Raw genomic sequence first — 12,557 nt, 5'->3', positions numbered from 1 at the left:
CTCCGGCCCGGCGCGTCATGATGGCGGTCGTCGACCGACTGACAGGCAGGTGACCATGTCACACCCGGAGTCGTACGCGGACGTCTTCGCGAACGCCATCACCGATCCCGACGGCTTCTGGGGGGACGCCGCCGAGGACGTGAGCTGGCACCGTGCCCCCGGCAAGGTGCTGGACTCCTCGAGCGCGCCCTTCTACCGGTGGTTCACCGGCGGTGAGCTCAACACCTGCCACAACGCGCTCGACCGGCACGTGGACGGCGGACGCGGCGACCAGGCCGCCCTGGTCTACGACAGCCCCGTCACCGGCACGGTGCGCACGTACACCTACGCGGAACTGCTGGCGGAGGTGGCGCTGTTCGCCGGGGTGCTCAGGGGGCTCGGCGTCGGCAGGGGCGACCGGGTGGTCGTCTACATGCCGATGGTGCCGGAGGCCGTGGTCGCCATGCTGGCCTGCGCCCGCCTCGGGGCCGTCCACTCGGTGGTGTTCGGCGGCTTCGCCCCTCGCGAGCTGGCCATGCGCATCGACGACGCCCGGCCGGCGGTCGTCGTGTCCGCCTCCTGCGGCATCGAGCCGTCGAGGATCGTCGAGTACAAGCCGATGCTCGACAGTGCGCTCGACCTCGCCGAGCACAAGCCGGGCAGCTGCGTGATCCTGCGGCGCGAGCAGGCGCCGGCGACGCTGGTGCCCGGCCGCGACCTCGACTGGCACGAGGCGATGGCAGCCGCGGAGCCCGCCGGGTGCGTGCCGGTCGCGGCCACCGACCCGCTCTACATCCTGTACACCAGCGGCACCACGGGGAAGCCGAAGGGCGTGGTGCGCGACAACGGCGGCCACGCGGTCGCGCTGCTGTGGAGCATGCGCAACGTCTACGACACCGCGCCGGGCGAGGTGTTCTGGGCGGCCTCTGACGTCGGCTGGGTGGTCGGGCACTCCTACATCGTGTACGGCCCGCTGCTCCTCGGCGCGACGACGATCCTCTACGAGGGCAAGCCGGTGGGCACGCCGGACGCCGGGGCCTTCTGGCGGGTGATCGCCGACCACGGCGTGAACGCGCTGTTCACCGCGCCCACGGCGTTCCGGGCGATCAAGAAGGAGGACCCGTCGGCGGCCCTGCTCGCGAAATACGATATTTCATCGCTCAGGACGTTGTTCCTGGCCGGCGAGCGGCTCGATCCGGACACCTACCACTGGGCCACGGAGAAGCTCGGCGTGCCCGTGGTGGACCACTGGTGGCAGACCGAGACCGGCTGGCCGGTGGCCGCCAACCTGCGCGGCCTCGCCCCCATGCCGATCAAGCCCGGCTCTCCCACGGTCCCTGTGCCGGGGTACGACGTGCGGGTGCTCGATCCGGACGGCGAGCCCTGCGCCCCGGGCGAGGAGGGCGCGATCTGCCTTCGCCTGCCGCTCCCGCCGGGCACGCTCCCCACGCTCTGGCAGGACGACGAGCGCTATGTCGCCTCCTACCTGTCGGCCTACCCCGGCCACTACCTGACCGGCGACGGCGGCCACGTCGACGAGGACGGCTACCTGTTCGTCATGGGCCGCACCGACGACGTCATCAACGTGGCCGGGCACCGCCTGTCCACCGGGTCGATGGAGGCCGTGCTGGCGGGCCATCCGGCCGTGGCCGAGTGCGCGGTGATCGGCGTCGCCGACGAGCTGAAGGGGCAGGTGCCACGCGGGCTGGTGGTGCTCAAGAGCGGCGTCGACGCCGACCCCGGCACGCTGCGCGACGAGCTGGTGCGTCTCGTCCGCGAGCAGGTCGGCGCGGTGGCGAGCCTGAAGCGGGTCGACATCGTGCCGGGGCTGCCCAAGACGCGGTCGGGGAAGATCCTCCGCAAGACCATGCGCGGCATCGCCGACGGCGCCGACGAACCGGTCCCCTCCACGATCGAGGACGCCGCCGTGCTCGACCTGCTGCGCCCGGTGCTCAGATCCCGCGTGTGATCGGGGGAGAAAAGCCCGATGCCGCCTGCTGGAGGCGGCATCGGGGTGGAACGTGAAGATGTGGAGCTAGCGATCTCTTACTCGAACTCCGCCTGCAAACCCTTCCAGCGCCTTGACCAGCACCAACCCGTCCCGACAACCCCTGGTAGGAGACCACCCGGGCCCGTGGAACCCCGCCACCCGACGCGACAGTCGGGCCGCGAGCATGGACACCCGCGAAAACAAGGTCGGCTCTGGTCGCTACGCGACCAGAGCCCACTCATGAAAGATCGAGGTTAGCCAGTGCGAGAGGCCTGTGGCACGGATTCTGGCAAGGATGGGTGGATTAGGCAAGGATTCGAGTGAACTGCCCTAACACCCTCGGGCGCCGTTGCGTTTGTCTGAATAGGTGAACATTCAGACAGTGAATTCAACAATATCCGTTGTGACCGGCGCTAGCGCCGGCATCGGGCGCAGCGCCGCCATCGAGATCGCTGCACGCGGTGGTGGAGTGGTTGTGACGTACAACTCCCGGCCCGAGGGGGCTGAGGAGACGGTCTCGATGGTCCGGGACAGTGGCGGCAGCGCGGTCGCTTTGCCGCTCGACATTGCACGGAGCGACTCGTTCCCTGCCTTCAAGGAAGAGTTGGTACGAGTTCTCGATGAGGAGTGGGCCACCGACAAGATCCACTCGCTCGTCAACAACGCCGGCTTCGGAGGCGGCCTCGCGTTCGAGGACATGAGCGAGGATGCGTTCGACCAGTACTACCGCGTGCTCCTGCGGGGGCCGTACTTCCTCACGCAGGCTCTCCTGCCGCTGATCCATGACGGTGGCTCGATTGTCAGCACCTCGAGCAGCTCGGTGCGACCCGGTGATACCGAGTCCGGCTATTCCGGCTACGCGGCGATGAAGGGTGGACTGGTGATTGCGACTCGGTTCCTCGCGAAGGAACTTAGTCCTCGGGGCATTCGGGTGAATTCGATCGCTCCCGGGCCGACTCGCACCCGCATCGGCGACGACGCGTTCGAGAAGTACCCGGAGATCATCGATGGGATCGCCGCCAAGACCGCCCTCGGACGCTTGGGTGAGCCGGCGGACATTGGCAAGGTCATCGCGTTCCTTGTCTCGGATGATTCCGCATGGATCACGGGACAGGACATCCAGGTCGCAGGAGGATACGCGCTGTGAGAACCGTCATGCCGCGGTTCGGGACCGTTGTGCTTACCGGGGCTACGAGCGGGATCGGCGAAGCTACCGCCCAACGGCTGGCAGCGATCTCCGGAACGCTGATCGTTCTCGGCCCTGAGCCGGAAGAAGCTGTCGGCGAAGTTCTCGCGCGCATTCGTGGTCACGGTCCAGCCGATGTCCACTACATCTCTGCCGACTTCACTTATCTCTCCGAGGTCGTCGACGCGGCACGCTCGATCAAGACCCTCGCTCCCGCCATCGACCTGCTGATCAACGACGCGGGTGTCCCCGGCGCGCTGCAACGGATCCTGACCCAGGACGGGTTCGAGCGGACGCTGCAGGTCAACGCGCTCGCTCCCGCACTCCTGACCCGCCTGCTCGTCCCGTCCCTCGCCAAGAACGCGCGAATCGTCAATGTGGGATCGTCCGCGCACCGTGTTGAGCAGTTCGATTTCGATGACATCGATCTTGGGCACGGCTATTCGCCGGTCGCCGCGTATGCACGGGCAAAACTTGCGATGGTGACATGGTCTGCGCTACTTGCGGAGGAGCTCGGGTCGATGCCGGTCAGCGTGGTGGCGCTCTGCCCGGGTTTGAACGACACGCCGCTCAGCGCTGCAATGATGGGTCGGATCGGCGGTCCGCCCACCCAGGGTGCTGCGAGGGTCCTCTTCGCTGCGGCTGCCGATGTGCCCTCTGGCTCATACCTTGAGGGCGATCAAGTGATCCCACCAAGCGCGGACGCAACCGACCCCGCAAACCAGGAGCAGCTGGCTGCTCTCTACTGGGACCGGCTCCTGCCGTTCGCGGCTCTGGGGCGTGTCTGATGGGCGAGCAGAGTGCGACCAGCAACATCCTCGGTGGTCGGGTTGCCGTCGTCTTCGGGGCGACCGGGTGGATCGGGCGAGCCATCTGCCGCGACCTGCTTAAGGCGGGCGCGAGCGTGGTCATGGTCGGCCGGGGTGCCGACCGGTTGGATGCCCTCCAGCGTGAGCTCGGCGGGGGAGACCGACTGCTCTGGACGATCGCTGATGTCACCTCCCAGCTCGAGGTCGACGACGCCCGGGCCGCCGCGATCACCCGCTTCGGCCACATCGACCTGCTGGTCGTGTCGTCCGGAGTGATCACTGGCTCAGCGTTCAGCGACGGTGTTCCGGCCGACTGGGCCGAGATGATCGACGTGAACCTCCGGGGGCTGCTTCACGCTTCCCAGACCTTCGCTGCACCGCTGCTCGAGAGCGCTGACCGCGGGCTCTCCGCCGATATCGTACTTATCGGCGCCGTCAGCACCGATGTCCGCGCTCCCCGGTTCGCGGTGTTCAATGCCCTGTCGGCGGCGATCAAACAGCTTGCACGGGCGCTGCGTCACGAATACGGGCCGCACGGGATGCGCGTGCACATTGTCGAGCCCGGTTTCGCTGTCGACAAGACCGACCAACACCAACCGGGACACGATGAGCAGAACGCCCGAGCTGTTTCCGCGGTGACACCTGACGCGATCGCCGCAGTCGTGACGCTCGCGGCCGCACTCCCCGCAACAGCGAATCTGGCTGAAGTCCTCCTCCTACCGACCGAAACGGCATGACGGATGACCACCACCGCTATGGCAACCGAATCGCCGGCGCGGATTCGCGGCTTCATCTCGCGCCTGGCGCGCAGCCCCGAGGCGCTGCGCGGCGCGTCCGTCCTGATCACGGCCACTATCGCCGCCCTCGTGTGGGCGAACCTTCCGGGGTACAGCTACCAGACGTTCTGGCATCTGCCACTCGGTTTCGAGCTCGGCGGCTTCAGGTTTGAGCTGAGCCTGCAGCACTGGATCAACGACGCCGTGATGGCCGTCTTCTTTGCGCACGTCACGCTCGAGGTGCGCCGCGAGATCGAGCTGGGTGAGCTGCGCGACTGGCGACGGGCGAGCGTGCCTGTCATCGCCGCCGTCGCCGGTCTTGTCATCCCGGCACTGGTCTATGTCGGGGTGACCTGGGGCAGCGATGCGGTTGGAGGATGGGGCGTCGTCGTCTCCACCGACACGGCCTTCGTGCTCGGCATGCTCGCCCTCGTCGGGCGGGGAATGCCGCCCCAACTGCGGATCTTCCTGGTGACCCTCGCGGTCGCCGATGACGTCGGCGCGCTCGGCGTCATCGCATTCGCATACACCGACCACTTCAACCCCCTGCCGCTGCTCCTCGCGGCCGCGGGTCTCGCGGTGATTGCGGTGATGCGGTTCCTCGGGGTGTGGCGGGGTGCGTTGTACCTGCTGCCCTCGATCATGGTCTGGGTGGGGCTTTACCTGTCAGGCGTGCACGCCACGCTGGCCGGAGTCGCGATCGCCCTGCTGCTGCCGATTTTCGCCACGGGATTCGACGACCTGCGCAGGGCCCGAGACCACATGCGTGCCTTCCAGATGTCGCCGACGGCAGGCTACGCACGCACGGCCGAGAACTCGCTCGCGAGGGCGATCTCGATCAACGAACGCGCACATCGCGCACTTATCCCGTATATCACCTGGCTCATACTGCCGATGTTCGCCCTCGCCAACGCAGGCGTAAGAATCACAGGTGAATCCCTGGCCGACGCGTTCACCTCAACCCTTACCTGGGGAATCCTCATCGGCCTGGTCGTTGGCAAGATCGTCGCCATCATGGTCTCCACCTGGATCGTCACCCGGGTTAGGCCCGGCTCGCTCGGCCCAGCGGTGCACATGTCCCACATCCTCGGTGTCAGCATGCTCGCCGGCATGGGGTTCACTATCTCCCTCTTCGTCACCGAGCTAGCCTTCGACGACCCCGTGGACGTCAGCCGCGCGCAGATCGGAGTGATCGCAGCCACCGTCATTGCCGCCGCTCTTGGCGCGATCACCTTCAGCATCGTGAGCGCCCGCGAACGCAGACGCTCCCCACACCGGGATCGCCTCGTCAGAGCACTCGACCCGGCACGCGACCCCGTTCTGGGTGACTCGACCAGCGCAGTGATCGCCGTCGTCGAGTACGGCAACTACGCCACCCCGTACTCCCCAGGCTCAGGCGAGATGCGCCAGGAGATGGAGGGCCGGTTCGGCGGCGACGTCGTCTACTCCTTCCGTCACCTGCCGCTCGAGCAACCTCTGGGGCGCTCGGCCGCGATCGCCAACGAGGCGGCCGCGCTTCAGGGACGATTCTGGGAGATGCGCGACGAACTCCTCCGCGAAGCACCCATCGAGACCGAACGGCAGATTCGCCGCGCCGCCGCCGCGGCGGGCCTGAACCTGCGGAGGTTCGAGGAGGACTCGGGTGATGCTGCCACCGCGCAGCGTGTCGAGGAAGACCTCCAGGACGCCGAGATGATGCATCTCAACGAAGCGCCAACCTACTTCATCGACAACGTTCGCTATGAAGGATCAATCGATGCCAGCTCGGTGAACGCGGCGGTCGCCAACGCCAGGGATGCTGCTGTACAGAAAGTCGCCGGTTGATGGTGCCGCAGGTCCTAGTTGTTCTTCCCCGGGACGTTGTGAACAGCTGAGACCTCCGGGACGATGTGGGTACCACCAGTGAGGGGGCGAAAGCCCCTTCGCATCCGAGGGTTCGGGGGGCGTCCCCCGTGTACGCAAACGCGAAATGGCCCGTGGCAGGTGCCCCAAAGGGGCAACAACCACGAGCCATCAAATTCGCGTGGAGCTATGGGGATTCGAACCCCAGACCTCCTCCATGCCATGGAGGCGCGCTACCAGCTGCGCCATAGCCCCAGGTCACACCGCGGCCAAGCATCTGCCGCTTTTTGTTGCCACGCCAGTGTATCGGACATCGCCGGGCGGGCCGAACCGCCCGGGGTTCCCGGTCACGCGTTGACACCGGCGCTCACGCTCGGTAACGATTAGTCACCCCAAGTCACCGCCTGCGAGGAGCCGAGATGCATCCGAGCCCCCAGGAGCTCAACGCCGGATCCGCGTTCGACACGAGCGACGTCAACCAGGACGGCTACATCGACAAGGAGGACATGCACCTCGTCGGCCCCATGCTGGCCGACCGCCTCGGCCTCTCCCCTGACGCCCCGGCCCGCGCCCACCTCCGCGAGGCCTACACCCAGGTCTGGGAGAACATCGTGGCCGAGGTGGGCACCGACGACCAGGGCCGCGTCAGCCGCCAGCGGTACGTCGAGTACGCCGTCTCCCCCAGGCTCGACAGGACGGCGTTCATCGTGGCCATCGTCTGGCCCATCACCGACGCCCTCTGGGACGCCCTCGACGCCGACGGCGACGAGAAGCTCAGCCTGGGCGAGTACCTCCACCTGTGGTCGGCGTACGACGTCGAGACCGCAGAGGCGCGCGAGGCGTTCATCCTCCTGGACACCGACGGCGACGGCCATCTCGCGAAGGACGAGTTCGCCCAGGCCATGTACGACTTCTACTTCAGCGACGATCCGAGGAAGGCCGCCATCCCGATCCTCGGACGGTCCTGACACCCACGGCCGGTGTCCGCGAGGTTCACTCCAGCGAACGCGCCGCCCTGATCAGCTCCGCCAGCTCGGCCACCATGGGGTCCTCGGTCGCCGACGCCAGCCGCGACGCGTGGCCGGCCAGCCCGGCGAGGTCCTCGGTGAACAGCTCGTCGTCGGCGTGCCTCAGCCGCTGGGCGAAGGCGGCGACCACCGCGTCCACCTGCAGCCGAGGCGACGGCGCCTCCCACAGCGCACCGGACAGTTCCGACACCTCCACCGCGCGGCTCGTCTCGGCCGGTTCCCGGGTGTCGGGATCCTGCCAGCGGGCCGTCGCCATGGCCACCTGCCCCGAGGTCCCCGGCCGCAGCCGCACCGCGTACAACGCGGTGACCGCCTGTCCCGGCCCCACCTCGCCGCCGTCCTTGGCGTCGTCGCGGAAGTCCCGCTGGGCGAGCGCGCGGTTCTCGTACCCGAGGAGCCGGTAGGACTCGACCGTGGCCGGGTTGAACGCGACCTGCGCCTTGGCGTCGCGCGCCCGCAGGTCGAGGCTGGCGGGCAGCCGCTCCACGAAGATCTTGCGCGCCTCCTCCCGCGAGCTGACGTAGACCGCCGCGCCGTCGCCGTTGTCGGCGAGCTGCTCCATCAGCGCGTCGCCGTACTCCCGCCCGACGCCGACGCACAGCAGCGTGATCTGATGCCCCGCCTGCTCCTTGACCCGGTCGAGGATGCCCTGCCAGGAGGTGTTCCCGGTGTTGGCCAGCCCGTCGGAGAGCAGGATGACCCGGTTGGTCGCCACCGGCCGGAAGGCCCTGGACGCCTCGCCGTACCCGGTGACGAGCCCGGCTTCGAGGTTGGTGGAGCCCTCGGTCTCGAGCGAGTCGACCGCCGCGTGCAGCTCGGCCCGCTCGCTCGCCGGCGTCATGGAGATGCGCGGCCTCGCCTGGTCGCTGAAGGACACGATCGACACCTGGTCGCCCGGCCCGAGCTGGTCCACCAGCGTGTGCAGCGCCTCGCGCACGAGGTCGAGCCGTCCCGGGTCGGCCATCGAGCCGGACACGTCCACCACGAAGGTGAGGTTGGCGGGCCTGCGGGCGGCGGCCTCGGCGGTCCTGGTCTGCAGCCCGACCCTCAGCAGCGCGGTCCCCTCCCGCGCGCCTCTGGCCCCGTCGAGCTGGATGGCGAAGCCGTCACCGGACGGCTCGGCGTACCCCTGCTGGAAGGCGTTCACGAACTCCTCCGGCCTGACCTGCGCGGGGTCGGGGAGCCGCCCCTCCTTGAGGCCGCTCCGCGCGTAGCCGTACGAGGCGGTGTCGACGTCGAGCGCGAACGTGGAGATCTTGTCGGCGGGCTCGCTGCGGGCGGGCTCCGGCACCGCGCGGGAGGTGCCGGAGCCGGCCGCCTCGCCCGGTGCGCTCGTGGCGCGTTCCGCGCCGGGCGGGTAGGCGGGTTCGGGTGCCCTGGACGTCTCGTTGGACGTGGCGCCGCACGCCGAGACGAGCAGGACGAGCGCCACCAGGACGCAGGCGAGGATTCGTGACTTCATCGGAGGCCTCCCTCGTTGTCACCCCCTATGACGGACTTCGCAGTGCTTCAGCCTGAGCCGTCACCCAAGCGACTGCTAACCGTTCCCGGCGCGTGACCGCCCCGGATCGCCGCCAGCCACGGAACTTTTCGGACGTACCACGCGAAACGGCACCCACCTCTGGACAAGACCGAGTTTCCCTACAAGATTGATGGGTTATTGGTCTCGTCCGAAGGGGGTCACCTTGCTCATCCAGCCCGATCCCACGTTCTACCCTTCCGCCAGGGAAGCCATGGCCGCGCCGCGGGAGCTCCTCGCGTACGTCGCGCTCCTCGACACCGAGGGCGAGGGCAGGCCCGACGGGCTCGCGACGGTCGACCTCGACCCCGGCTCGCCCGGCTACGGCACGGTGGTCGACGTCCACGACATGTCGGTGCCCGGCGACGAGCTCCACCATTTCGGGTGGAACGTCTGCAGCGCGGCGCTGTGCCCGTACGCGCCGCACCCGCACGTCGAGCGGCGCTACCTCGTCATCCCCGGGCTACGTTCGTCCCGCATCTACATCTTCGACGTCAAGGACGACCCCGCGCACCCCAAGCTCGTCAAGACCATCGAGCCGGAGACCGTGTTCGAGCGCACCGGGTACAGCCGCCCGCACACCGTGCACTGCGGGACCGACGCCATCTACGTCAGCGCCCTCGGCAACGTCGACGGCGACGCGCCGGGCGGCGTGTTCATGCTCGACCACGACACCTTCGAGCCGCTCGGCCAGTGGGAGGCCGACCGGGGACCGCAGCGGCTGCACTACGACTTCTGGTGGCACCTCGGGCGCGACACCATGATCAGCAGTGAGTGGGGAACGCCGAACATGATCGAGGCGGGCCCCGACCTCGACCTGCTGGTCAACCGGAAGTACGGCCACAGGCTGCACGTCTGGGACCTGCGCAAGCGCACCCACCTGCAGGAGATCGACCTCGGCGACCAGCACCAGATGGCCCTGGAGCTCCGCCCCGCGCACGACCCGACCAAGACGTACGGGTTCGTCAACACCGTGATCAGCGTCGAGGACCTCTCGGCGAACATCTTCACCTGGTACCTGGAGGACGGTGTCTGGAAGGCCAGGAAGACGATCACCATCCCGGCCGAGCCCGCCGACCCGGCCCTGCTCCCCGAGCCGCTCAAGCAGTTCGGCGCCGTCCCGCCGCTGGTCAGCGACATCTCGCTGACGCTGGACGACCGCATCCTGCTCGTCTCCGCGTGGGGCACCGGCGAGCTGCTGGCGTACGACGTCTCCGACCCGCTGAACCCCCGCCAGACCGGGTCGGTCCGCATCGGCGGCATCGTACGGCGCGACGCGCACCCGAGCGCGCCCGGCAAGGCCCTGAACGGCGGCCCGCAGATGGTCGAGGTGAGCAGGGACGGCAGGCGGGTCTACTTCACGAACTCCCTCTACCGCTCGTGGGACGAGGTGTTCTATCCCGACGGCATCTCCGGCTGGCTGGCCAAGGTGGACATCGCGGACGACGGCTCGATCGCCGTGGATCCCGGCTTCCTCGTCGACTTCGCCGAGGACGGGCGCAGGCCCCACCAGGTGCGGCTCCAGGGCGGCGACTCCTCCTCCGACTCCTTCTGCTACCCCTGATGGAACCGGCCCAGTGGCTCGCCCTGGCCGGGTTCGGCGCCTTCCACGGCCTGAACCCGGCCATGGGGTGGCTGTTCGCGGTCGCGCTCGGCCTCCAGGAGCGCTCACGCGCGGCCGTGCTCAGGGCGCTGCCGCCCATCGTGGCCGGCCACGCGGCGTCGGTGCTCGTCACGCTGGCGCTCGTGGCCGCCGCCAGGGTCGCCACGCCGCCGAGGTTCGTCTCGTACGGCGTGGCGGCGCTGGTCTGCGGCTTCGGCGTCTGGAAGCTCCTGCGGCGGCGCCACCCCCGCTGGGTCGGCATGCGGGTCACCGGGTGGCAGCTCGCCGGCTGGTCGTTCCTGATGGCCACCGCCCACGGCGCGGGGCTGATGCTGCTCCCGATAACGCTGTCCGGCCACCAGGAGGCCGCGCTCACGCTGACCGAGCAGGCGCTGCTGTTCACCGCGGTGCACACGCTGGCCATGCTCACGGTCATGGCCTCGCTCGCGGTGGTCGTCTACGAGCGGCTCGGCGTCTCGGTGCTGCGCCGGGCGTGGTTCAACCTGGACCTCGCCTGGGCGGTCGCCCTGATCGGAGCCGGAGCCTTCGCCGTGCTGACCTGAGCCTCTGCCGCAGGGGCCGCTGAAGACCCGCCAGAGGACGTCGGTCAGGCCGTGTCATTTGGATCAAGGAACTGGGGTTCCGTAGCCAGATCCTTGATCCAAGGGCCTAGGTCCGATGGAGCAGGCCTGTCGGTCCTTGGACCGAAGCGCGCACGATCCTGGCATGGCTAACGTCAGCGTCATGAATACCGATGGCACTTTGGACGAGGCGTATGAGCGGCTGCACCGAACAGGACCGGAGTTCGAGGGCTGGCTGACCAACCACGGTCCGATGGCGGCGGAATCAATGGTCAGGCGCGGGCACGCACGCGAGGTCCACCGATGGCTCGACGGCTATATTCGCCGTCTGGAGGAGCTGCCGCGCGGCACTTGGCCGATCGCCGCCGATGACTGGCATGTGGCGCTGGGAGATCCGCGTCGCCTCGGCGACTGGCTGACCTTCTTCGAGCGTGAGGTGAAGGAACAGCCCTGGCGTTCCGTACTGGAGACCTGGTGGCCGCGTCTGCTGCCCGGGATCGCGGCCGGTGCCACGCACGGAGTGATTCGTACCGGGCACGCGGTCCATGCCCTGCTGAGCCACGAAGACGGACCGCGACTGGCCGAATTCGGGCAGGCCCTCGGCTACTGGGCGACTCGCTGGCAACCGGTCCCGGCAACCGCCGCGCCATCCGGCACCGCCGGCTCCCCGCACGCCCTCGCCGCTATCCCGCGCGTGCCCGACCAGCGCGATGGCATCAACCACCGCCTCGATCAACTCGCCGACGTCCCCGGTTGGACATCCGCGCTCGCCGCGCTCAAACCGGCCGCCGACGCCGAACAGGCTCGTGACCGAATCTCCCAATTGGCGGACGCGGCCACCTTGCGCTATCTCCCCAACGCGCATGGCTCGGCCATCATGCTGGTGCACTCCGCGACCGCGCCGACAGCCGTACTACGCACCCTGCCCGCACTGCCCACCACTCTCTGGGGCGCGAGCCTGGCCGCCGCGTGGGCGGCCGGCGCCGCGGTCACCGCCGCCTACGCCCCCGCCGAACCCATGCCCAGGCAGAGCCTGCCCACCGCACCCGACTCGGCGGCGGAGGTGTTCGCCCGCGCCGTCCGTCACCAGGACGAGCACGTCATCAAACTCGCCGACACCTGCCTCGACGTCTACCAGCGCACCAACGATCCCGACGCCCTCGCCGCGGTGATCCGCGCCATCGACCTCATCGAACCAGGTAGCTGACTGAGCGGCACCGGCGCCATGCCCGCCTGGCGGTATG

General features: G+C 68.7%; 10 protein-coding genes and 1 tRNA gene. 9 read left to right on the top strand and 2 right to left on the bottom strand.

Annotated elements, in window-relative coordinates; all coding sequences use genetic code 11:
• Positions 1-55: 55 nt before the first annotated feature.
• The 5 genes from OG589_RS02095 (at position 56) to nhaA (ending at position 6,564) form a co-directional block, all read left to right on the top strand.
• Positions 56-1,948 (top strand): propionyl-CoA synthetase, encoded by a 1,893-nt coding sequence (locus tag OG589_RS02095; protein WP_405145620.1) that lies wholly within the window; start codon positions 56-58, stop codon positions 1,946-1,948.
• A gap of 424 nt (positions 1,949-2,372) precedes the next feature.
• Positions 2,373-3,116: an SDR family NAD(P)-dependent oxidoreductase gene (locus OG589_RS02090; protein ID WP_405145618.1), complete on the top strand. Its 744-nt coding sequence runs from the start codon at positions 2,373-2,375 to the stop codon at positions 3,114-3,116.
• Positions 3,113-3,943, top strand: a complete 831-nt coding sequence (locus tag OG589_RS02085) for an SDR family NAD(P)-dependent oxidoreductase (protein ID WP_405145617.1) — start codon at positions 3,113-3,115, stop codon at positions 3,941-3,943. The genes OG589_RS02090 and OG589_RS02085 overlap by 4 nt, the downstream gene beginning before the upstream one ends.
• The gene (locus tag OG589_RS02080) at positions 3,943-4,701 is read left to right on the top strand and encodes an SDR family oxidoreductase (protein WP_405145615.1); all 759 of its coding nucleotides are present in this window, start codon (positions 3,943-3,945) and stop codon (positions 4,699-4,701) included. Before OG589_RS02085 ends, OG589_RS02080 begins: the two co-directional genes overlap by 1 nt.
• Positions 4,702-4,704: 3 nt before the next feature.
• Entirely contained in the window at positions 4,705-6,564 is a 1,860-nt protein-coding gene (nhaA, locus tag OG589_RS02075; protein WP_405145614.1) for a Na+/H+ antiporter NhaA, read from the top strand.
• Between the two features lie 200 nt (positions 6,565-6,764).
• Here the strand turns inward: nhaA and OG589_RS02070 are convergent.
• A tRNA-Ala gene (locus OG589_RS02070) sits at positions 6,765-6,837 on the bottom strand.
• A 164-nt stretch (positions 6,838-7,001) separates the two neighbouring features.
• Here OG589_RS02070 and OG589_RS02065 point away from each other — a divergent pair.
• The gene (locus OG589_RS02065) at positions 7,002-7,550 is read left to right on the top strand and encodes an EF-hand domain-containing protein (RefSeq protein ID WP_405145612.1); all 549 of its coding nucleotides are present in this window, start codon (positions 7,002-7,004) and stop codon (positions 7,548-7,550) included.
• Between the two features lie 25 nt (positions 7,551-7,575).
• Here the strand turns inward: OG589_RS02065 and OG589_RS02060 are convergent, their stop codons facing one another.
• Positions 7,576-9,072, bottom strand: coding sequence for a von Willebrand factor type A domain-containing protein (locus tag OG589_RS02060; RefSeq protein ID WP_405145610.1), 1,497 nt, complete (start codon positions 9,070-9,072; stop codon positions 7,576-7,578).
• 223 nt (positions 9,073-9,295) lie between these two features.
• On the opposite strand from OG589_RS02060, the gene OG589_RS02055 reads away from it, so the two are divergent.
• From OG589_RS02055 to OG589_RS02045, 3 genes are all read left to right on the top strand, one after another.
• Positions 9,296-10,693 carry a selenium-binding protein SBP56-related protein gene (locus tag OG589_RS02055; protein ID WP_405145608.1) on the top strand — a complete coding sequence of 466 codons (1,398 nt, stop codon included), beginning with the start codon at positions 9,296-9,298 and terminating at the stop codon, positions 10,691-10,693.
• Positions 10,693-11,295: a hypothetical protein gene (locus OG589_RS02050; RefSeq protein ID WP_405145606.1), complete on the top strand. Its 603-nt coding sequence runs from the start codon at positions 10,693-10,695 to the stop codon at positions 11,293-11,295. Before OG589_RS02055 ends, OG589_RS02050 begins: the two co-directional genes overlap by 1 nt.
• 163 nt (positions 11,296-11,458) lie before the next feature.
• On the top strand, positions 11,459-12,520 hold the full coding sequence (locus tag OG589_RS02045; RefSeq protein ID WP_405145604.1) for a questin oxidase family protein: 1,062 nt from the start codon (positions 11,459-11,461) through the stop codon (positions 12,518-12,520).
• Positions 12,521-12,557 lie beyond the last annotated feature (37 nt).

The organism is Sphaerisporangium sp. NBC_01403 (genome assembly GCF_045040145.1).
In the GTDB taxonomy this organism is placed as follows: domain Bacteria; phylum Actinomycetota; class Actinomycetes; order Streptosporangiales; family Streptosporangiaceae; genus Sphaerisporangium; species Sphaerisporangium viridialbum.
Note: the sequence above shows the minus strand (reverse complement) of the source record. Positions and strands in the feature narration are given on the sequence as shown.

Coding starts and splice junctions, on each gene's coding strand:
- OG589_RS02065 (WP_405145612.1), top strand. CDS start 7,002: ATGCATCCGAGCCCCCAGGAGCTCAACGCCGGATCCGCGTTCGACACG.
- OG589_RS02050 (WP_405145606.1), top strand. CDS start 10,693: ATGGAACCGGCCCAGTGGCTCGCCCTGGCCGGGTTCGGCGCCTTCCAC.
- OG589_RS02080 (WP_405145615.1), top strand. CDS start 3,943: ATGGGCGAGCAGAGTGCGACCAGCAACATCCTCGGTGGTCGGGTTGCC.
- OG589_RS02045 (WP_405145604.1), top strand. CDS start 11,459: ATGGCTAACGTCAGCGTCATGAATACCGATGGCACTTTGGACGAGGCG.
- nhaA (WP_405145614.1), top strand. CDS start 4,705: ATGACCACCACCGCTATGGCAACCGAATCGCCGGCGCGGATTCGCGGC.
- OG589_RS02095 (WP_405145620.1), top strand. CDS start 56: ATGTCACACCCGGAGTCGTACGCGGACGTCTTCGCGAACGCCATCACC.
- OG589_RS02060 (WP_405145610.1), bottom strand. CDS start 9,072: ATGAAGTCACGAATCCTCGCCTGCGTCCTGGTGGCGCTCGTCCTGCTC.